This is a genomic window from Microbulbifer sp. A4B17, assembly GCF_003076275.1.
In the GTDB taxonomy this organism is placed as follows: Bacteria; Pseudomonadota; Gammaproteobacteria; order Pseudomonadales; family Cellvibrionaceae; genus Microbulbifer.
The window spans coordinates 2621629-2643094 of sequence record NZ_CP029064.1 but is presented as its reverse complement, the minus strand read 5'-3'; the positions used below and the strand labels follow the sequence as shown (position 1 = coordinate 2643094).

Sequence of the window (21466 nt, the reverse complement as noted above, 5' to 3'; positions counted from 1 at the left end):
AATGTTTTTTTGAGAAAAATCATATAAAGTGCTTCCCCGCAGTTGAGGTTTGAGTAAGTAAGTCTACTCATTTTTGATGAGCTTACGATATTAGAATAATTTTTATCTTGACTGTCAGTCTCTCAAATTGATTCTCTAAAATACAGATAAAGGGAGTAAGTCTGTGAAGTTTTTTAAGTTCTTGGTGCTGGTTGTTGGAGTATTTTCTACGGTAGGTGCTTTTTCTCAAGAAAAAACCTTTATTATCTTTGAGTCCTCTAGAGTTGAAGCTGAAGTACAGGCGAGATCACACATAAAGAAAAGAAAATTGAATCGTGAAGTTTTTAATCTGCAGGCTGGTAGTATCCTTGAAATCCCAGGGGAGGGCGTAAGTCAACAGTTTATCGTCCAGAATATCCGCTCGAAGCGGAATAAGAAGTCACTGTCGGCATTTTCCGGGGATGGTAATGGATTTGTTACTCTTGCGGAGAAAAATGGCAAGATAGTTGGCTCTATTCAATCGAAGGGAAGGCTCTATAAGGTAAGGCCTGCCGGATACGGTGAAGTAACAATCACGGAAGTTCCCACTAACACCCTGATCGACCATGATGATAATTACTTTGAAGAGATAGACCTTACTCCCCGAAAAAGCGCACTAAGTAGCTCTTCAGTAAGTGCAGTTTCAGATTCTGGTGGGAAAATAACTGTTATTGTCACTTATACAGATGCCTTTGAGGCTGATGCCGGCGATGTCTCAGCCTACATGGATTTATTGGAAGAAGAAACTAATGTTTCTTTTACTAATAGCGGTATTGATACTTCCGTTGAAATTGTCCATGCCTATAAAACCAGTTACGCCGAAAGTGGTAGCTTCTATGTCGATCGAGATTATTTCTCAAACGATGAATACCCGGAAACCAAAGAGTTATATGAACTGAGGGATTTCTATAGCGCTGATGTAATGATCGTTTTAACCGGCAATGACTTATACAGCGGATGTGGTTTGGCTAAGGCTATCTACGCATCTGAGTCAACAGCCTTGGCTTTTGCCAAGGAAGCGTGTGCAACGGGGTATTTCAGCTTTGCCCATGAAATCGGCCACTTGTTAGGGGCTCGACATATCATCTACAGCGACTCAAATATGGAACCCTTTGCCTATGGTCACGGTTACTGCAATAGCACACCTTCAACCTGGAGAAGTGTTATGGCGTATAACTGCCCTTCGAATCTTGGGGGTCCGAGAATCCAGCAGTGGTCCAGCCCGGACATCACAATAGATGGAGATCCTACTGGTACTGCCGACCTGGAGGATAATGCCCGGGTTATCCGTGAACGTGCCTGGGATGTTGCGAACTTCAGGGTTGATGGGGAAAGTTAACGCTAGTAGCACATAAAGTAGCCGCTAGCGTTATTGAATTGATAGCGGCTACTGTCAGTGAAAACACTCCCTATTGGGGATCAGGTTTTAGCCTCTAATGCCCTAGTCTTTTCAAGCCAAAAGTAATAGAAGTCTTCAGTAACCAGCTGTTCGATGTTGGTCGCTTCCTCTCGGGGACAAAAAACAGTTACTGTAGTCACATCGTGGCCGAGTTCATTGGTCGTGATACACACTTTGGCATCAGGCCCCGAGAGTTCAACACCCATGCGATTCTCAATCAGGTTGCAGTAGCGTTCGGCAACTTCACGGAAGGACTCGCAGTGTTCTTTGAGTCGCTCAGAGATGAACTTTTTGGCTTCAAATGGGTTCATCCCTTTACTTTCCCGGGTAATCGAAAAAGTATGCTCGATATACCTGCGCATAAAGTTCAGGTTCTTTACCGGTTGGGTAAAGAAGGCATTGTTAGGGATGTACAGTGTTGTTCCTGTATAGCCATTGCCCAAGCCGTGAGGATCTATCTCCAATAGGGTGGTACTCAGCCAGTCACTGTCCGTGACCTCACCAAACTGATTACCCACTTTAATCCAGTCCCCGACTGTAAATGAGCGCATATTAGCCTGGTATAAACCACCTACCAGGCATTGAACACCCTCTCTCAGGGCCAGGACAATCGCTACAGAGAAAGCGGCAATCGACAGTGCAAAATCCCGCAGCTCACTTACCCAGATCACCATTAAGCCGACTACCAATAAAAGGTTGCCGATATTGTGTACGGTATTGATACGGCGACGCTTCTCCGCCTTTTGCCAACTGCTGCGCGCAATAACGAGCGTGAGCAGGCCGCGCAATAGCATAACTACGGAAATAAGGCATACAGCGATAAATAGCTTGCTATCCAGGATATGCACCAAGAACTCTGGCTTCATTCGAAAAAGGGACCTCGCGGAAATGGCTAAGCCACCACATCTTGTGACGGGTCCCGGCAGTCTTCGGTGGAAGAGGGGGCAAAGTCTGAGTGGTGGAGATTGGTAAAAATTACGAAGGCGGGCAATTTATCCCTACTTTTCCATTCTGTAAATAGGTCGAGAAAAAAACGGATAAGTTTGGCTAAATAGTTATATATTTAGGTTTATTGGGTTGGACAGCCTGTAATTTTAGGATGATTATATCGAAAATCGTTAATCGGGCAGATGAGGTTGTAGGGCCTCGGGCTGTTTTGGGGGGATCACCAGGCTGCATTTATCCTACATATCAAAAAAGCCTATCTTCCAGGTATTAAGAGCGCGTTACAACTGGTGAAGTTATTTTGTCGACCGCTCTCTGAGGATGACTGGTAGCAGCTGATTGTGACCACCCTTTGCCCACTGAGTCAGGCGAGACTTTTTAAGGTTTAGAGGCTATTCTCAGTGGCTTATAGGAGTTGGCCATTAAACTGTAGTTCAGCAACTATTTTTCGCTGTTATAGCGACACTGAGTTTTTAAGACAAAAGCCAATGCTAATATCTTAATGCCTTCGAATAAACCGAGGAAGAACAAAGTTCTCGCCGATAACACTGTTTCCGGCTCTGGCAGTAAGATGTTCTATTTCAAAGGTGACAGAATTGCTTTCTTACCACTTCTCAATTGATGGTCTGAGGTCTAGCTCGAAAGTCCAGGCAGAATGATCCTGGGTGGTAAGAAAGTATGCGCTATCCGCAATGTCCTCGGCATTCAAAAAAGCCTTTTGATCTCTACCTGAAGCGCCACCTAGAGTTTGGCCTTTTCCAATAGGGCCACCGATGATGATATAGGCTACGTGTATGCCCTTTGGCCAAAGATATCGCGCCACTGATTGGGTAAGGCTACGTTGTGCAGCCTTGGCTGAGGCAAAGGACACAAAGTTTGCACCGCCTCTCAGAGATGCAGTGGCTCCAATTACGATAATATTTCCCGACTGCTGCTTTACCATATCGGCCGCCACCAGCTGACAGAAGAGCGCGCACCCCCGGGCATTGATTTTCCAGTCGGTTTCGTAGTCTTGGATATCAAGACTTTCAATAGTGCATGAGTGGCCTGAGCCTGCATTGTAAATAAGAGTTTTAACAGCACCCATATCTCGCTGAATACGTCCAACGGTACCAATAATCTGGTCAGGTTGAGTAACATCGCAGATATAGCTCTTTGCATCAGCGAGTTCTGCCTGTAATTTAATAAGGTAGGTATCCCTCCTGGCGAGAAGAGCTACTTGATATCCCTCTTGGTGGAATTTACGCGCAAAAGCTGCACCATTTCCCGGTCCTACACCAACGACAACACATACGGGCTTAGGCATAACTGAGTCCTTCTGTGAAACTTTAAGTAACCAGGGATTTCCTTGACATTCAGGGGAGCCAAGCATTGAGCACTATAGACAATCATAGCTCCCAGGTGGATCTTAAGGCTTAGCATCAGGCTAAGGGTTGCCTCTTTAATCGGATTGTTTTTTACTTTCTCTTGGTGAATATTCAACACAAGCCCTGAACGCTCGGGATAGTGCGGCCTCGCTGCTATAGCCGATTTCACCGGTCGCCAGTTTTAGCGGTAAGCCTTTTTTACCGCTCTCTGGAGCAGATAGACTCTCTATTGTTGGAGATATGTGCCTGGCGCGAACCCAAACAGATCGCGAAAGGTGTTGGAAAATACACTACATGACATACCTGAATAGTCTGCTAACTCTTGTACCGATCACTCATATGCTGGCCGTTCGTGTACGCATAAGCGCAAGGCGCAGTTATGGGTGGGACATTCCAGCTTACGCGTGACCTACCTCCATTAAGTGCCGGAGTACCTGCACCACTATGATCTCAAACAGCTGGTTTAGTACTGCTTGCCGGCCGCCAGTTGTGAGCGAAAGCTTCTTCGAAAAGCAGATCCAGGATCGGTTTTGAGTTGGATAAAGCTGACAGGGGAAGGCGCACACATTCGGGTAGGGCTGCGGCGATAGGGGTTTGTGGACCGCCCTCAAAAATGAGGTTTGCACAGGCAAAATCAGCACCTCGATTTGGGTCAGTTATAAATTTGTGTGCTTGGGCACAGAACTTCCTTTAGCTGAGCAAGGTCAGACTCGGCATTGTGCTTCTATCGATAGTCAGGGTTGGGGAAGTCGGGCTTGCAGCCAGCGTCCCAGGCTGAGCGCTGGTTCCCGTGGGCGGGAATGCCTCCCGCATCTTTTATCATTCGCGCCATATGCATCAGGTTCCAGGTCATAAATGTAGTGTTGCGATTGGTAAAGTCATTTTGCGGCCCGCCGGAACCCGGGTCCAGATATGAGGGGCCAGGGCCAGCTTCTCCCACCCATGCAGCATCGGCTTGGGGCGGGATAACATAGCCAAGGTGTTGCAGGGAGTAGAGGATATTCATGGCGCAGTGTTTAGCACCGTCTTCATTACCGGTGATAAGACAGCCTCCCACTCGACCATAGTATGCGTACTGGCCTTTTGAATTGAGGTCAGCTGAGTTCGCATAGAGCCTTTCTATGGTTTGGGTGCAGATAGAAGATTTTTCACCTAGCCAGATTGGAGTGGTGATGACCAGGATGTTAGCTTCTGCGACCTGGCTATAGATTTGTGGCCACTCATCACTCTCCCAGCCATGCTCGGTCATATCAGGGTAAACACCAAAGGCAATATCGTGATCTACCGGACGTATAACTCGCACAGAGATCTTGTTCCTCTCCATAATCTCCTTGGATATATTGATTAGGCCGTCAGTGTGAGAGAGTTCAGGAGATGGCTTTAGTGTACAGTTGAGAAATAAAGCTTTCAGATCTGAGAAATCCCACTGACTGGAGTTGCACTCCTCAACTTGCTTTTCATTAAGGGACATAGCTGGCTTCCTTGCCGCAGCGATTCGGATAGGAATAGTTAAAGCACAGATCGCTTAAATCGTACAATTTGTGTTGATTCAGTTGAAGCCTGTTTTGCGTGCGAAGCTGGTGGAGTGCATCGTAGGTTCTAAATCTATGCGTCGGTAGGTCTTTGGCGGATGAAGTATCACCTTTAAGTTGGAAATTACTGAAGTAATTTTCCCGGATGAATCTGGTGCAAAAGGAAGTCAATGAGTTAGGAACATTCAAATCCTCTTATTTCTAATGGTATTGTTGGAACTCAATAATGATTAGAGGGGCTAAAAGATGCAGTTATGAAAAATTGATGTTGAATTAGAATCTGAATTTATTGCCTCATATACTGATTTGTAGCTAGCCTGAGAATGAATTAATAATCACAAATATTTCTTTTTCATTGCTTACCCTCCCGATGTATTAACGATATTTTTGAGGTGGAGTGAATATTATTTTAAGGCGGGGCAAATTAAAAGCAGGGAATGCACACATGTATCTTATCAAGAATCAATTATCAAAAGGAATCTTTATAACCTTTACCGGCTTTGTAGGCGCACCCATATTCGGTTATGCCGATGTCCAATGTGGCGACGTTATTACCACTATCGAAACAATGGATCAGGACCTTATTGACTGTCCAGCTGACCCAGCGGTTACTGTTCAGGGGCCCACAGGGATTTTATTCATGAATGGGCATACCATTCAATGTGATCTTGGTGATGGCACTGGGATACTTTTGGAGGGTACCGCGGGGTTTGTATCCGGTGATGGTGAGGTTAGACAATGTACCGTTGGCATATCTGTTGAGGGGGTAGGGTTCCATACTGTTCAGGAAGTATTTGCTTTTGTAAATACCAATGCAAGTATAGAGGTTATATCTGATTACAACTCCGTTCGCTTTAATGATCTACAAAATTCTTTATTCAACGGTGTGAATATACTGGGGGAGAATAACTCTCTGGTTAACAACGTATTATTCAACTTTGGAGGCACTGGTATCTATATAAATGGTGATAGCGCGTTAGTATCGGGGAATGCAATCGATATTAATGGAGGGGACGCAGGAATCATTCTTGATGTTACAAATGGCAGTCGCATTATTCAGAATGAAGTTGTCGATGCTGAAGATGGGATCATTATGACGGCGTCCGGCCAATTAAATAACGTGATCAGTTCTAATGTTGTTTCAGGAAGTGTCAATTTTGATCTTTTAGATCAAAATGCTGACGCCTGCACCTCTAGCAACGTTTGGTTTGGCAATATAGTAACCACCACGGATCCAGCTTGCCTTGAATGATCGTACTTGTTTATTAGAGAGTCTCTATAAAAACATATAGTGGGGCTCTCTTATCGTTTACTTTATAAATGATTAGCACTTTATCCATAACACTTATAGCATTTTTGGCGTAGAAGATTACTCAGATATATTATCCAATCTCAAAGCTGGGCCTATAGTGGACTGATAATCAACTTGGAATCCACTATGAAAATAAACAAATATTCGTCACCGTTACTGCTGTCAGTAATTCTGGTTCTTGTGTCATCTTACGCCAGGGCACAGTCGGAAACCAAAGATATCTTAGAGGGAGTCTGGTGTGCGATCGAAGGGGAGTCGTTTATTTTTTATGAGCATAGTCCGAAAGCTCTTACTCTGGAGAAGGGCCAAGTTTGCCGAACCTTCAAAATTCTCAAGCAGACGGGTGTGGGTGGCGGTGGGCGCTATCTTGAGGTGACAAAGAAACCAGACGTTAAACACCAGCTTACAGCGGTTGAAGAAAAGGTGAATGAGACTACCCTCGCGAAGGACATCGGCATTTTTGCCTATATGAAGAGTGGAAACAAAATCCAGATGGTGACCGTCGATGTATCAGATGAGAGCGTTACCAATTTAAATCTGGATGGCAGTGGAACTATGCGTGGTTTTATTGAGGAGGTCACTGCTGATGACTCAGCCGAACAGGGACACGAAGCCCATGTTGGGGTACTGTTTTTCAGAAGGACCTCTAAAGCAATACCCGAAACCTTTGACCAGGAGTGGGAGGCGATCTTCAATCAGACCCACACCAAGCAGTAGGAGTGAAGATCTTTCGAGTGAAGCTAAGCCTGGTATGATAACTGAGCTGTTCAGTAATTAACCGCAAGTTGTGATACGATTCTTTCAGCAGGCAGCTCTGACATACTCCTTGACAAAATACTGGGGCGCTGTCAGTAGACTGCCGCCTCTTTTCAATGTGCTTTCAGGTTAGTGCCATAATTTTTCAAGTTATCATGTCTTTTGACCACTTCAGATACAACTTGCCCCCTACTGCAGAAATTAACAGCTCTTGATCGGAGCTGTGGTTGTTGGGCTTGCCTACAAAGCTTAAGAGGGCTTCGACTTACCTAAACTCTCTCAAGCATCAAATTTTGACTCCAAGCTTCTGAATTGGATCATACGATGCTGATTATTTGATCGATAGTTAGATTGGTTTTTGATCAGCTTGAGGTTTTTTGATGAGTTTGCTTGTTAGAAGATCTTATATATTACAAAGGATCAGGGAAGCCGCAATAATCAAAAGGCCAGGCGAAGTAATCGTTCTTGCAGTTTTTACGATCGTATAAGTATCGTAAAGATCATTGATTAGTAAGGTTCTTATATTACATTACGCCAAATTGATTCCAGGATGGTTATCAGGATAATAGCGATTAGGAAGGTCGCTGTATATTATCTGAGCGAGAAAAATATGTTACCAACTATAGAAACTGAACGGCTCAAATTAGTTCCACCAAGAATAGATTGCTTTAGTGCATATGAGAGGTTTTATACAGACGAAGTAGCATCAAAAATGTATGGCGGGCCTATAAATAAAGAACAAGTTTGGGCTAGATTGAAAGCCGATCTAGGATCATGGCATTTACTAGGCTTTGGAGTTTGGGTAATCCAGTTAAAATCCAATAATAACTATATAGGAACCTGTGGTTTTTGGCAGGGTAAAGATTGGCCTAGAGAACTGACTTGGTGGGTAATACCGGAAGGGCGAGGAAGAGGTATAGCAACAGAAGCATCTAAAGCAGCTTTATCGTACGCTTATGATGAGTTCAAATGGGATATAGTTGAAACTTATATGAACGATGAAAATATTGCTGCGCGTGCTTTAGTAGAAAAACTAGGTGGTAGAAAAGACAGGCGGGAAATGTTTAATGATGGATTTAGTAGAGATATCTATGTATTGCCCAAACCCGACTAATTCACCAATTAATCCAACTTCATTTTTTAGATCTGGAATTATATTTTAGTGAAAGACAACTTGAACCTGCTGTTTATCTGTAGTCGCAATCAGTGGCGCAGCCCCACTGGCGAAGCAATTTGGAGAAAACGGCCTGGCTTTAAATCCCGCTCAGCAGGGACTAGCCCAAATGCTAGAAGAACTGTTGGGCCAGCGGATATTCGTCGGGCTGATTATATATTTATCATGGAAAAGAAGCATAAGAATAGGCTGTTAGCTGACTTCTCTCGCATAATGAATTATAAGCAGCTGTATGTATTAGACATTCCTGATGAATACAAATATATGGACCAAGAATTAGTGGATGAACTTCAGTGTAAGGTCGCAGCAATCCTGGAGGGGCAGACAAATTCTTAACAATTTAACTTGCAATATGCTTGGCTAAGTTCATCCAAAAGGCACTTACTACCCATGAAAAAAATTCTAATAATTATACCCTTATTCATTCTCAGTGTATTTGGATGCTCAAAGAAGATATTTAGCGCATCATGCTTAGTGATTCCGAGCCAGTTATCAATGGAAAAGTGATAAACACAAAAAATGGTATATAAGCCGTGAGTCTGACGACGCTGATTGAGGGGCAGTGCGAAATGCCCCTATCCAGATTTAGCTGACAGAATATGTAAGTTTGGCCAGCTTTAAGTCCAACAATTAGATTGGTGTAAGCTTCATTTTCGTTTAGTTAGTTGACTTAGTAGTTTCTGATGAGCCCATTTTCAATAAGAAAAACCCCATCAGAGCAAGTTGAATAATGTGGTTCATGTACCGCTTACGGAGAAAATGCCGAAAATATTGAGCGAAGAACGTGTTATTGAATACTCAACAGAGTTTAAAGTTAGGGGGGCGCTCTCAGTTGTTATTTCACATGTTGAATCATAAAGTAAAGTGCGAGCAACATAGAGTAAATTTTTTCCATCAATTCGGTTTACAATTGTTTACGTTGTATCAATGATGCACCTAAACAGTTGTTCTTGGCTGTTTTATTGGAATTTATATTCATAAGTACGCTTGATTTCAAGCAGTATCTACACCCCCTTTATGGGAAAACCTAAAATTGTATAGAAGGAAATACTCATGGAATTAAAAGATATGGATAATGGCATGGCGATTGCTAAAGCAGTACATGCCTATGGATTTTATATGAGACAATCAGCTGATGACTCAATGAGACGTTTTATGGGGTATCCATATGTTCTCTATAATTCTAAATCAAAAGCATCAATTATTCTAATGGGTGAGATACATGAAAGTAAAGATGAAAAACTTTGGGCCACTGCGAAAAATGTTGCAAAGGCTGTATTAGCTATTGGTCCTTTGGGAATCGGGGTTGAAGAACCCGTTGAACATGACGGCGTGTTGGTGGCTAATGTTGGGATGGAGGGTGGGAAAGGAATCGAGACTTGGAAAGGCTCCGAGTCTTTGTTTGTCTTTGCCCCGGATAGTCAGGCTAGTATTGCCGGTCAGATTTATGTTGCACAGATTGAAAAAGGTGACCATAAATTTGCACCTCGCTTTGCAGCAGAAACCGAAGAACGTAAATATCGTAAATTAGCAGACCCTGTAAAAATCAATAAGGACATGGTTTCTAAATTAGTTATAAATTCAACTAATGATTCAGTAGTTGTTTACCCAGTGGGGGATAATCATCTAGTTACCCATTATACACAAGACACCTTACAGAAACTTTTAACTGACGCTGACTGGGAAGAGGTTGATATCGAAGATCCTATAGAAGAGGAGTGGGATGGTAAGTTAGAGTGATGATAAAACTGGTGTTTAATTTGTAGTAGTTCGAACTTGAATTGACGGATTGCCGTGTTTTCAGATGGCAATCCGTCAAATTCAATTTACTAGATTTTCAATAGTTGGAGTTCAGGACACTCATAGATTAACAAGACCCGCAGAGATATTACGGAATTATTCAGAAGCACTCTAGTATGTTAAGTTTAGGATTAAGGAGTTATTGCTAAATCTGTATCAGTCCGTATTGACCACTATTCGTAATAAGCCCCTAAGTCAGCAATTCCGACATCTTCTTCATTAAAATCGCGGAAGCATTGTCGGTAAACTGTTGCCCCTCCTCAATATACTCCCAGACAGTGGCATCACTCTTCCAGCCACCTTGCTTCTTGATCAGCTCAAAGCCAACTTTTTCTCGCGCAGCGGAAGTAGACAGGCCTCGGCGAAAGCTGTGGCTGCTGAGCTCGGCAACAAAGTCAAAACCGCAGGCTTCCCCGAGATTTTTCAGTAGATCGTTGATAGCTGTGGGGTTTAACTGTCGACTTTGCACCATATCCCAGCGATTGACTGACCGAAATACTGGCCCAGCTCTAGTGCCACTGACGTCTAGCCAGGACTTAAGTGCTCGTGCGGGGCAGATTTCAGGGGTGCCGTAGGGAAGGGCGCGCATCATTCCCTGGCCACTTTGATCTGTCTTTGATTTCTGTAAGCGAATAATCAGACCTTCCTCCTCCCATATCAGGTCTTCAACCTGGATCGCTACCAGCTCACTGCGCCGGAAGGCACCGAAGAAACCTACCAGCACCAACGCCAAGTCACGGGCCTTCTTCTTGGAATCTGGCTGAGAGCGTAACTGTCGGGTGAGGGTAGCAATGTGTTCGAGGCTCAGCGCCTTGGCTTTTTGCTTGGGCTTTCCGTGGGTGCGGCGAATACCGCGCATGGTTTTCTGTACCAGCGGTTCAGCGACTGGGTTGGCAATGCCTTGATAGAGGTGCCACTGGCCTATGGCGGTTAAGTGCAAATCCAGGGTGCGTGGGTTCAATTGCTCGGCCCGGCTCAATAGATAGCTAACCAGTGAATGGCTATCGGTGGGTAATCGACCTCCCCATTTCTCGAACTGGCGAATGGCAGACCGATAGGCTTTGCGAGTGCTGTCTGAAGTCGCTGCTCGCAGGTACTTCTGAATGTCATCCTCAGTCAGAAGTGCTCCACCCCCGGTAGGTGTACTGCTGAGCGGGGATTGAGGCTGGATTTTGGTTGAGGCTAGAGGCTGCTTTGTCATGAATTCTGTGTCACCCGGAAACCACTATTTGTACTGAGGGTACGTTAAATGAGGGCTTTCTTACTTTTATAACCTTCGATAAGAATCATTATCGAAGGTTATTTAGGTTAATTCAAGAATTGGTTTATTTTTATATATTATGTATTATTACGTAATACGTAATTTGGTACAAAATAATCTGAGGGAAGGTTAATGGCGCGCACAGGGGTCACCTATCTGGACATTTTTGAAGCAGCAAAGGCGATTAAGGCCCGGGGGGAGGAGCCGACAGTTGATAGAGTGCGCGCTCACTTGGGGACTGGGAGTAAAAGTACAATTGCGCCGCTTCTAAAGCGGTGGAAAAACGAGAGTTCCAGTAGCACTGATATCAGCGGCTTGCCTAAAGATTTGGTGGAGGCACTGAAAGGACTTCATCAGCGTATCCAGGGCGATGCGGACCAAAGAGTGGAGCAGCTTCAGCAGGAATTTGAAGCGAAAGATCTGGAGATAACAGAGAGGCTAAACGAAGCTCAAGAGACCAGTAGCAAGCAAGCCGCATTGATTCGCGAGCTGGAGCAGAAGCTTTCAGCTTCTGAAAGTGAGAAGCGCCGCCTCAAAGTTACCCTGGGTGAAGCTCAGTCAGAACTGGAAAAAAGTGAGTTTCAATTGGGGCAGGCCTCGGTTCGAATTGAGGAGCAGAAGGCCTCAATTGAAGAGATGAAGCAGGAGAATCGCAATGTACGCGAGCACTTTGAGCACTTCCAGCAACGAACGGCTACAGACCGGCAGCACGAGCGAGATCAGTTTCGATCTTCCAGTGAGCAGCTTAAGGGGCAGGTGGCCTCACTGACGGAGCAACTTGGGCTGGCGGAACAGAGGATTTCGGAGCAGGATCTCCTGAATAAACAAGGGCAGGCATTAATTACTGAACTCAATCGGGAAAAGCAGGGGTTGCGTGAAAATATAGGCGCCGCTCAAGCCGAAGCAGCAAACTACAAGCGGCAGGCTGAAGAGCAGGCAGCAAGCGCTGAACTCCAATCTTCTGAAATTACACGATTACAGGATGAGGTTACCCGCCTCCAGAGCAGCGGTGTAGGAAAAGCTAAAGAGATTCAACTTCAGCAAGTATCTTTGGAAAGACTGGATGCGGAACTGGTTGCTACAAAAGACCGGCTAGAGACCTTGTCAGACGAGAATCGTATCCTTCTACAGGAGAAGGCAATGCTGCAAGGACAGTTTGCTCAACTGGAAAAATCTTTGGGTAAGCAGTAGTTCGGAACCCGGTAGGCTGGGGCAGTCGTCAGTTGATAGCCCCAGTTCAGTTGGTTGTCGCACCTAAACAGATGTGACACCTGTCAAATTGAAATACTTTGACTAGCTGGTACTATTAAAGATAAGTAAGAGCAAATTTAGTTGTAGTTGATCTACCTATCCTTATATAAGTCCTACTCACTAACACCGCATAATAAAGTTCCTTATATAAAGTCCCCCTTGCTTTTATTTGCCGCGGTTCACAAGGCATTTGGGAGGCAAGTGTTGTCCAGTCATTTCAGAGAAATCATCGATAAACCCACTTTTTTTGGTTCACTGGCGCTGCTGTTGGCAGTAACAATCCCACTGGTGCTGTTCCCCGAAGTTGGCGCCGCCTGGGTTTTAGCTGCTAAAGGTTTCGTTACTGACAAGCTGGGGGTTTTCTATCTGGCACTGGGTGTCGGGGCAATTCTCTTTATGGTCTATATCGTGTTTAGTGATATCGGCCAGATCAAGCTGGGAACACCTGAAGAAAACCCTGAGTTCTCCACCATATCCTGGGCATCAATGCTGTTTTGCGCCGGCATCGGTGCATCGATTCTCTATTGGTCTATGGTCGAGTGGATCTACTATTACCAAACCCCACCTTTCCAGGTTGAAGGGGGCACCCCCGAAGCTGCGCGCTGGGCTGTTGCCTACGGTATTTTTCACTGGGGTCCGCTGGCGTGGTCCATCTACCTGATTCCCGCTCTGCCAATTGCCTACTTCTATTACGTTAGAAATCACAGCGTGCTGAAAATTAGTGAGGCACTGATGCCCGTTTTGGGGGAGCAGCGCGCCCAGGGCTGGATCGGTAAACTGATCGACGTGCTGTTTATCTTTGGCATGTTGGGCGGTGGCGCTACGACCCTGGGAATTGCCGCGCCGCTGATCACTCAGGGAGCTCATGAGCTCTTGGGTGTGCCCACTGGACTGGTGACCCAGGTTGTAGTGCTGATGATATGCACAGCAATCTTTGGTTATAGCGCTTTTGTTGGGCTCAAGAAGGGTATCCGTGCACTTTCCAGCCTGAATATGTGGTTGTCTATTGTACTGCTTCTGTTTGTTTTCCTTGTTGGCCCCACCTTATTTATGCTGAATACAGGTCTGGATGCCTTGGGTCGTGTCTTGGATAACATCTTCCATATGGCCGCCTGGACTGAGCCATTTGCAGAGTTTGAACAGTTCCCGGACACCCACTTCCCCCAGGACTGGACCATCTTCTACTGGGCATGGTGGTTGGTTTTCGCTCCCAGTGTCGGCTTGTTTATTGCACGCATCTCGCGGGGGAGAACCATCAAGACCATGGTGGTCGGCTCCATTTTCTATGGCACCTTAGGCTGTTTCCTGTTCTTTATGGTGCTGGGGAATTACGGCGTCTACTTACAGTTTTCCGGTGAGCTGGATGTGGTGGAGATGCTAAATGAGCAGGGCGCAACAGCCGCAATTTTTGCCACACTCAAGACTCTTCCCGGCAGTAAGCTGGTGATTCTGGTGTATACGGTGCTCGCCCTCATCTTTACTGCAACTACATTCGATTCCATCTCATACATTCTTGCTGCTGTTGTGCAGAAAGAGGTTGATGAAGAGCCGGCTAGATGGAACCGCCTGTTCTGGGCATTTGCGCTTTCACTGATGCCGATAACGCTGCTGTTTTTGGGCGGCCTGGATACGCTGCAAACTGCCAGCGTGATCGGTGGAGTGCCGCTTTTAGTTGTTGCTTTGCTGCTGTGTATATCGATTGTGAAAGCCGCTCACTATGACCTGCGCTACCAGCCGAGCTACGAAGAGAAGGAAATCTATATTGAAGAGTTTCCAGAGGATGATCCGTGGACAGAAGAGGGGAATTGGGAGGTTCCGGCCCAGGCAGAGCACGGCGTATCCCACGATGACAAACCCCATATAGAAGGCGATCCGGGAAGCCATCCGTCTCGACTTTAATAGTTGGGCAGCAGGAGGAGGCCGTTTTCACTCCTGCTCTCCATCAAATTCTGACACCACTTTATCGACACAATGCTTTCTGAGGTGGGTAGCGTTTTTTATCGAGTTGCTCTCCTCAAAACAGCGATTCAATTGCTGGGTATATCGGTTAAATAGTTGTTTTGCACTCTCCTTTGGCAAAGTTATAAGGCGGTTAATGAACTGACGGGAACCAACCTGGAAGTGCATATAATCAATCGGGACATTCCAGTCTCCACCCCAGACAGCGAAGCCATGCCTGGCAAAGATTGTGGTTACATCTTCAGACATCCCCATACGGGTTGGCTTTCCCGGGCGAAACTTTGCCCGGTTTAAATATCCCTCTGTTGCATCCTTAGGGATTACTTTGGCCCGGGTGTGTTTATCAATATACAGGTAGGGGTTTTGTAGGGGGTTAATATCAATAGCGACACCATAAGCGTGCTCAGACCATCTGCTCCCACCTGTAATGGGGCGCGAATCAAAGGCCAGCGTGTTGTTTCGATCGTCTGCCATTCGCTCTTGCAGAGTAAAATATTCGACAGGAATGGCTGACTGTATTGGAAAGCGAGATCGGTAGATCTCGCTAAATAAAGACAGGACGTTCTCGGCAACGATATCAAGCACAACAACAGCGCCTCTGCGGTCTAGATCAGCTCCGATGCCAACATTTTCCTGAGCAGGGGCATCCAAGAGAGAAGCATAGTTGAAGACGACTCTTTTAAGCCTTTTACAGCCAATAGGGGAGTTGCTCCGAAGAACCTGCCGGAGCCTCATCAGCTCACAGTCTTCTTGGGATATGTCATAAATACCTGCCTTTGGTTCAGGTTCAAAATCATTAATATCGATATTCCTGGCCTGGTCCTTGGTGCATGCAAATAGCACCAAGCCCGCGATGGCGGCGATGGCCTTCTTATACATATCGCTCCTCGGTGTTCCTTTGGGGAAGCCCCGTTTTATATAGCATTTGAGTATGCGCATCCTGTTCACACTTGAATTGCATTCGGCCTGTTAAATCAGCAATCGGAAGGGTGCTAATCACGTCGTGCCTACCGTTGGTCAATGGCAGTGTAGTGCTTGCGTTAAAGATTGGCGCTTTTACTTTCAACGGTTTTGTTTTTGGGAGTTATAAAATCACCAAGCTGTGATCGATTAAACAGTCGGCTTAATTCCACTTTCTTCGAGAAAATCTTTTTAAGGGGGGACCCTTATTGAATAGGGGATCAAAGGACCTCATAGACAAGCCCACCTTTTGGGGCTCTTTTGCATTGCTACTAGTGGCGACAGTGCCCTTGATTCTCTTTCCCGAGGCGGGTTCTTTATGGTTATTGGCAGCTAAAGATCTGGTGACAGAGAAGTTGGGGGTCTTTTATCTCCTGCTTGGCCTAGGTGCGATGTTATTTGTGCTGTATATCGCCTTTAGTGATATCGGCAGGATAAAGCTGGGAGGGGGGGGAGAAGGCCCCGAATTCTCAACTCTATCCTGGGCTGCCATGTTGTTTTCTTCCGGTATTGGCGCCTCTATTTTGTATTGGTCGATGGTTGAATGGATCTACTATTACCAACAGCCGCCGTTCCAGGTTCAAGCAAGTTCAGCTGAAGCTGCGCGCTGGGCAGTTTCCTACGGTATCTTTCACTGGGGACCGCTGGCCTGGTCTATCTATCTGATCCCCGCACTGCCAATTGCCTACTACTACTATGTGCGCAAACGCAAGGTGCTAAAGTTAAGCCAAGCGCTCGCGCCAGTATTGGGTGATCGTAGAGTGGGTGGGCCCATTGGTAAGCTTATCGATACTTCCCTGGTATTTGGCATGTTAGGAGGCGCGGCTACACGGCTTGGTATTGCGGCGCCGTTGATTATTTTGGGATTGCATAAGCTATTTGGAATTCCTACTGGAGGGGGATTTCAGGTTGGGGTGCTGATATTTTGTGCGCTATTGTTTGGTTACTGTGCTCTTGTCGGTGTAAAGCGGGGCCTTAGCGTCCTATCAAACTTTACAATTTTTCTCTCACTCGCCTTGCTGCTCTTCGTGTTTATCACGGGACCAACACTATTTATGCTCAATAGTGGGTTGGATTCCCTGGGCAGAGCGCTGCATAACTTCTTGCAAATGGCCACTTGGACTGAGTCCTTCTCTCATTTTCAACAGTTCCCCAATACTCGTTTTCCTCAGGACTGGACCATCTTCTATTGGGCTTGGTGGTTGGTTTTTGCGCCGAGTATTGGCTTATTTATTGCGCGCATCTCTGGAGGGCGGACTATCAAGGCGATGATTCTTGGGGCGCTATTTTTTGGAGCTTTTGGCTGTTTCTTGTTTTTTATGGTGCTAGGCAACTACGGCGTCTACTTGCATTTTTCGGGTGAGCTGGACTTGGTGCAAATACTGAATCAGCAGGGGGCCAATACCGTGATCTTTGCCGTTTTGGATAAGTTGCCGGCGAGCCAGTTAGTTGTGTTGCTGTATACGCTGATCGCACTGATTTTTACGGTCATTACTTTTGACTCCATATCTCATATTCTTGCCGCAGTTGTGCAGAAAGAGGTCCATGGCGAGCCGCTTCGGTGGAATCGAATTTTCTGGGCCTTCGCACTGGCAGTAATGCCTATTGCTTTGTTGCTTATTGGAGGGCTGGAAGCATTGCAGGCGGCAAGCATTATCGCTGGTGTCCCTTTGCTGCTAATTGCCCTCTTGCTTTGTATCTCAATGGTTAAAGTTGCCCGACATGATTTGAGTTTGCACCCAGTAATCCTTGAAAGGGAAATTGTTTTGGAGGGGGTGGTTGAGAAAGGTGCCTGGAGTGGGAATACTGAATCAGGACAAGTTGTGTTGAGATCTGCAGAGAAGACTGGCCAGGACGAAAAAGAAGAAACACCCTGAGAGCAGACCAGTAAGATATGCCGGGGCTATCTAAAGCCCCGGCTGCACTTATAGTTTAAAGGCTAAAAGTGCGGGCAACAGAGAAGACAATTCGCTCGTCAGCAGTACCCACATCGAGATTAGTATTCTCGGCGGCTACATTGAAATCAAAACCTTCCAGGGAAGTCATATACTCCACTCGGTAGTGGTTGTAAGATTTTTTACCATCCCAGGTCCATTTGTCTTTATTGACGCTGGTAGAGCGGTCAACACTGAAGCGAATGTTGTGACCTTCTGCAAACTCAAAGGTATGCGCCAGCATCATAATGTAATGACCACCGCCCGTGCCAAAGTAATCCCAGCTATACCAGCCATTGACTTCTGATTCGCCTAGAGCAGAGCTGTAGCCAAGCTTGGCATAAGCTTCCGGGTAAGCGTACTCTTCAGAAAGGTCACCATCACCGTGATAGGTGTAATAAGCGAGTCCTGTGTCCAGGCTTACTTTATCGGTAAGCTGCATAAACTTACCTGCGTAGTAATCCCACTCCAGGTTGGTATCGTCATCGCCACCGAAGTCCACGTTGGAAGCCCAGGTACCGATATACCAACCATTCTCAAAGCCATAGTCCAGACTGGCTTGCAGTGCTGGGTCGTTTTGAGTCTGGCTGACACCATTAAAGGTGTAGTCAGTAGTCAGGTTAACAGTAGAAGACAGCTCTGCCTGGGATTGTTGGGCAAGCACCAGCAGAGAAGCACAGGTCAGTGCAGAAAGTTTCAAAGTTGATTTCATTGTTCAATTACCACTTATTTATATTTTGTAGCCCCCGCCAAATCAGGCGGGGGATTTCAACAGTTAGCTCGCCAGTTCGATCTTGTTAAAGTCGATCTTGTTTTCTTTAGGCGAGGAGTCAATAGCTGCTACCGCCCTGAAGCGTTTCACCAGGATGTAACCCAGGCAGCAGAAGAAAATGCCAATTACCAGGGCGCCGATCCACTGGATTTGCAGGAAGTCGAGCTTGAACAGCAGGGTCAGCAGGCTCATCGCAATCAGGTTCAACACGAAGTATTTCCACTTGCCCAGACGCGCAACGGTCATACCCAGGTTGTCGGTGTACAGGCGAATCAGGGAGTCCAGCGAGTTGATCACGAAGGTAATACCCACAATCACCATAGCCAGGTTGTAGAAGCCGCTGGTATCCAGGCCTTGGCTGGAGTAGTAGTACAGAACGGTAAACCACAGCGCGATGGGGATAGATGGGAAGATCAGCATCGCAGCTAGTACTTGGTAGGTGCGCAGGCCGCCCACAAAGCGGGAGGTAAACTGGCCAATCATAATGCTCCAAGCAAACCACCAGAACAGGTAGAACTCGTGGTAGTCATTTAACGGCAGTACGAACTGGTGGATATTGCCGAAGTAACCGCCGAGCAGCGCAAAGGTGGAAGCAAAGTCTCCAACGCTACCGTTCTCACCGGTAAAGGCGCCTACCCACATTACCGCGATCAGGCCAATAAACATCCAGGTAGTCGCCAGGCTAAGGAATCGTACATAGCGCAGGCTGGTAGATGAGTAGACCGCAGCGGCGATCACTGCAAAGACGATCAGGTAGAAGGTGCCAACAATAGTTTCGCCATCGCCAACTTGCGGCAGGTACCAGGGCAGGTTGCTGAGCAGCAAGTAGGCGGTAAAGGCACAGGTTCCGATAATCACTACATTGTTGATTAGTTTTACCAGGCCTATCTCAAAGAATTTAACTTTGGGTTCGATAATGCAGAAGTAAAAACAGGTGAGGAAGTAGAAGCCCCAGATCAGGAAGGCCCAAAAACCAAACTCAATCGCGAGTGCGTTGGTGAAGCCGTATTCTGGGTTTGCGGTTAGGTCTGCGTAGCCACCGAACTCGGTGAGGGGGAACATGATAAGGCCTACATCGAGGCCGGAGGTGAAAAGGATCGCTATAAAAGTGAAGGTTTTAACCGGGGTCACCCCGACCATCTTCACATTTCCCCATTTAATCAGCGAGAAAATTATTGCCGTGAAGGTAAACAATAATCCCGCAGAAAGCCAAGCTGTCATGCTGAGTCTCCAGCTAGTTATTGGTATGTCGGCGCCCCCAGAGGGCATTGCTGTGCGAGATTTGAATATCCCCGTCGCAGTTGAAGGGGGCAGTCAAATCTCTGCCAGAGCGCTGACGAAAAATCAGCTCACTGAGCGCGCAGGGCGGCCAGGTCGCTGAGTGCTGGTAGCCTTGGTCGCTACCGGTGCCTCGGAGGGCGCCAATACGGGGCGCCCTAAAATCAGGTCGGCAGCCCGCTCCGCCACCATAATGGTGGGCGCATTCAGGTTGCCGTTGGGAATGGTCGGAAAGATGGAGGAATCTACAACTCTCAAGCCCTGCAATCCGTGTACACGGGTTTCCGGGTCTACCACTGCCATTGCATCAGTGCCCATCTTGCAGGAGCAGGATGGGTGGTAAGCACTCTCGACGGATTCCCGTACGAAAGCGTCAATTTGTTCATCAGTCTGGATATCGGTGCCGGGCTGGATTTCATCGCCTCGGTACTCGTCGAAAGCCGGCTGATTGATAATCTCTCGAGTCAGTCGCACACAAGCGCGGAAACCCTCGATATCCTCTTTCTCCTGTAAATAATTAAACAGGATGGAAGGGGATTGCTTGGGATCATTGCTCACCACTTTGACCCTGCCACGACTCTTAGGCTTGTTGTGCCCGATATGCACCTGGAAGCCGTGGCCATCGAAAGCTTCGCGGCCGTCATAGCGCATGGCTGCCGGCAGGAAGTGATATTGCAGGTCCGGCCACTCCACATTTTCTTTGGAGCGAATGAAACCGCAGGACTCGAAATGGTTGGTGGCTCCGAGACCATCCTTCTTCAGTATCCAACGAGCGCCGATCAGGAATTTATTCCAGGGGTCGAGCTTGCCATTCAGGGAAATCGGCTGGTTGCAGCGGAACTGGAAATAGAACTCCAGATGATCCTGCAAGTTTTGGCCGACGCCGGGGAGTTCGTGTTGGAGTTCGATACCGGCTTCTGCCAGTGTGTCGGGATCTCCGATTCCGGAGAGCTGAAGAAGGTGAGGGGAGCCGATGGGACCTGCGCTGAGGATGACTTCCTGCCGCGCCTTGAACTCCAGGATCTTTCCCTTGCGTTCAAGTTTGATTCCGACTGCCCGTTTACCTTCCAGAATCACCTTATGCACAGTGGCGTGGGTCAATACCGTCAAATTGGGACGCTGCATTGCCGGTTTCAGGTAGGCGTTGGCGGTAGACCAACGCTTTCCATCTTTTACCGTCATATGCATGGGACCAAAGCCCTCTTGCTGCTCACCGTTGTAATCTGCGGTGTAGTCGTAGCCAGCTTCTTTGCCAGCTTCGATAAAGGCTCCATAAAGGGGGTTGGCCATTTCATTGCCGTTATTGACCCCCAGTGGACCGTCGTCGCCACGGTAATCGTCACCGCCGAAAGCCCAGGTCTCAGAGCGTTTGAAGTAGGGCAGACAGTGCGCGTAGTCCCAGCCTTCGGCGCCGTGCTGTGCCCACTCATCAAAGTCTTTGGCGTGCCCGCGCACGTAAACCATCCCGTTAATCGAGGAAGAGCCACCGAGCACCTTGCCTCTGGGGCAATGCATGCTGCGGTTGTCCAGGTACGGCTCTGGCTCAGTCATAAACTGCCAGGCATACTTGTCAGTATTCATGGGAATGGATAGTGCGGTGGGCATCTGGATAAAGATGCTGCGATCGCTACCCCCGGTCTCTACCAGGAGGACTTTTTTATCTTCCTGGGCAGACAGGCGGTTGGCCAGAACGCAACCAGCCGAGCCGGCGCCGACAATGATGTAGTCAAACTCACTCATACAGGGTA

General features: G+C 47.0%; 17 protein-coding genes. 9 read left to right on the top strand and 8 right to left on the bottom strand.

What is annotated here, in order from left to right:
• The first annotated feature begins 163 nt into the window (after positions 1-163).
• Complete coding sequence (locus BTJ40_RS11780) at positions 164-1357, top strand: M12 family metallo-peptidase (RefSeq protein ID WP_108733273.1); 1194 nt, start codon at positions 164-166, stop codon at positions 1355-1357.
• 80 nt (positions 1358-1437) lie between these two features.
• Here the strand turns inward: BTJ40_RS11780 and BTJ40_RS11775 are convergent, their stop codons facing one another.
• From BTJ40_RS11775 to BTJ40_RS11765, 3 genes are all read right to left on the bottom strand, one after another.
• Positions 1438-2283 carry a mechanosensitive ion channel family protein gene (locus BTJ40_RS11775; RefSeq protein ID WP_108733272.1) on the bottom strand — a complete coding sequence of 282 codons (846 nt, stop codon included), beginning with the start codon at positions 2281-2283 and terminating at the stop codon, positions 1438-1440.
• Between the two features lie 683 nt (positions 2284-2966).
• On the bottom strand, positions 2967-3668 hold the full coding sequence (locus BTJ40_RS11770; protein ID WP_108733271.1) for an SDR family NAD(P)-dependent oxidoreductase: 702 nt from the start codon (positions 3666-3668) through the stop codon (positions 2967-2969).
• A gap of 785 nt (positions 3669-4453) precedes the next feature.
• Positions 4454-5200 (bottom strand): flavodoxin family protein, encoded by a 747-nt coding sequence (locus BTJ40_RS11765; protein WP_108733270.1) that lies wholly within the window; start codon positions 5198-5200, stop codon positions 4454-4456.
• A 458-nt stretch (positions 5201-5658) separates the two neighbouring features.
• Here BTJ40_RS11765 and BTJ40_RS11760 point away from each other — a divergent pair, with 458 nt between their 5' ends.
• The 5 genes from BTJ40_RS11760 (at position 5659) to BTJ40_RS11740 (ending at position 10243) form a co-directional block, all read left to right on the top strand.
• Positions 5659-6513 carry a NosD domain-containing protein gene (locus BTJ40_RS11760; RefSeq protein ID WP_157954038.1) on the top strand — a complete coding sequence of 285 codons (855 nt, stop codon included), beginning with the start codon at positions 5659-5661 and terminating at the stop codon, positions 6511-6513.
• Between the two features lie 186 nt (positions 6514-6699).
• Positions 6700-7290 carry a hypothetical protein gene (locus BTJ40_RS11755; protein ID WP_108733268.1) on the top strand — a complete coding sequence of 197 codons (591 nt, stop codon included), beginning with the start codon at positions 6700-6702 and terminating at the stop codon, positions 7288-7290.
• 649 nt (positions 7291-7939) lie between these two features.
• Complete coding sequence (locus BTJ40_RS11750; protein WP_108735254.1) at positions 7940-8443, top strand: GNAT family N-acetyltransferase; 504 nt, start codon at positions 7940-7942, stop codon at positions 8441-8443.
• Positions 8444-8491: 48 nt separating this feature from the next.
• The gene (locus BTJ40_RS11745) at positions 8492-8839 is read left to right on the top strand and encodes a low molecular weight protein tyrosine phosphatase family protein (RefSeq protein WP_108733267.1); all 348 of its coding nucleotides are present in this window, start codon (positions 8492-8494) and stop codon (positions 8837-8839) included.
• 717 nt (positions 8840-9556) lie between these two features.
• Positions 9557-10243, top strand: a complete 687-nt coding sequence (locus BTJ40_RS11740; protein WP_108733266.1) for a hypothetical protein — start codon at positions 9557-9559, stop codon at positions 10241-10243.
• A 250-nt stretch (positions 10244-10493) separates the two neighbouring features.
• On the opposite strand, the gene BTJ40_RS11735 is transcribed toward BTJ40_RS11740, so the two are convergent.
• A complete protein-coding gene (locus BTJ40_RS11735) occupies positions 10494-11504 on the bottom strand; it encodes a site-specific integrase (RefSeq protein ID WP_108733265.1) in 1011 nt (336 codons plus the stop codon).
• A gap of 192 nt (positions 11505-11696) precedes the next feature.
• On the opposite strand from BTJ40_RS11735, the gene BTJ40_RS11730 reads away from it, so the two are divergent.
• Positions 11697-12755: a DNA-binding protein gene (locus BTJ40_RS11730; protein ID WP_108733264.1), complete on the top strand. Its 1059-nt coding sequence runs from the start codon at positions 11697-11699 to the stop codon at positions 12753-12755.
• Positions 12756-13019: 264 nt separating this feature from the next.
• Complete coding sequence (locus tag BTJ40_RS11725; RefSeq protein WP_108735253.1) at positions 13020-14714, top strand: BCCT family transporter; 1695 nt, start codon at positions 13020-13022, stop codon at positions 14712-14714.
• 27 nt (positions 14715-14741) lie between these two features.
• Here BTJ40_RS11725 and BTJ40_RS11720 read toward each other — a convergent pair whose 3' ends face one another.
• Positions 14742-15653, bottom strand: coding sequence for a M15 family metallopeptidase (locus BTJ40_RS11720; protein ID WP_157954037.1), 912 nt, complete (start codon positions 15651-15653; stop codon positions 14742-14744).
• Positions 15654-15943: 290 nt separating this feature from the next.
• Between BTJ40_RS11720 and BTJ40_RS11715 the strand changes: the two genes are divergently transcribed.
• The gene (locus BTJ40_RS11715; protein ID WP_108733262.1) at positions 15944-17611 is read left to right on the top strand and encodes a BCCT family transporter; all 1668 of its coding nucleotides are present in this window, start codon (positions 15944-15946) and stop codon (positions 17609-17611) included.
• A 55-nt stretch (positions 17612-17666) separates the two neighbouring features.
• On the opposite strand, the gene BTJ40_RS11710 is transcribed toward BTJ40_RS11715, so the two are convergent.
• From BTJ40_RS11710 to betA, 3 genes are all read right to left on the bottom strand, one after another.
• Positions 17667-18380, bottom strand: coding sequence for a TorF family putative porin (locus tag BTJ40_RS11710; RefSeq protein WP_108733261.1), 714 nt, complete (start codon positions 18378-18380; stop codon positions 17667-17669).
• 63 nt (positions 18381-18443) lie between these two features.
• Positions 18444-19661 carry a choline transporter gene (locus BTJ40_RS11705; protein WP_108733260.1) on the bottom strand — a complete coding sequence of 406 codons (1218 nt, stop codon included), beginning with the start codon at positions 19659-19661 and terminating at the stop codon, positions 18444-18446.
• Positions 19662-19784: 123 nt separating this feature from the next.
• A complete protein-coding gene (gene betA, locus BTJ40_RS11700) occupies positions 19785-21458 on the bottom strand; it encodes a choline dehydrogenase (protein WP_108733259.1) in 1674 nt (557 codons plus the stop codon).
• Positions 21459-21466: the final 8 nt, after the last annotated feature.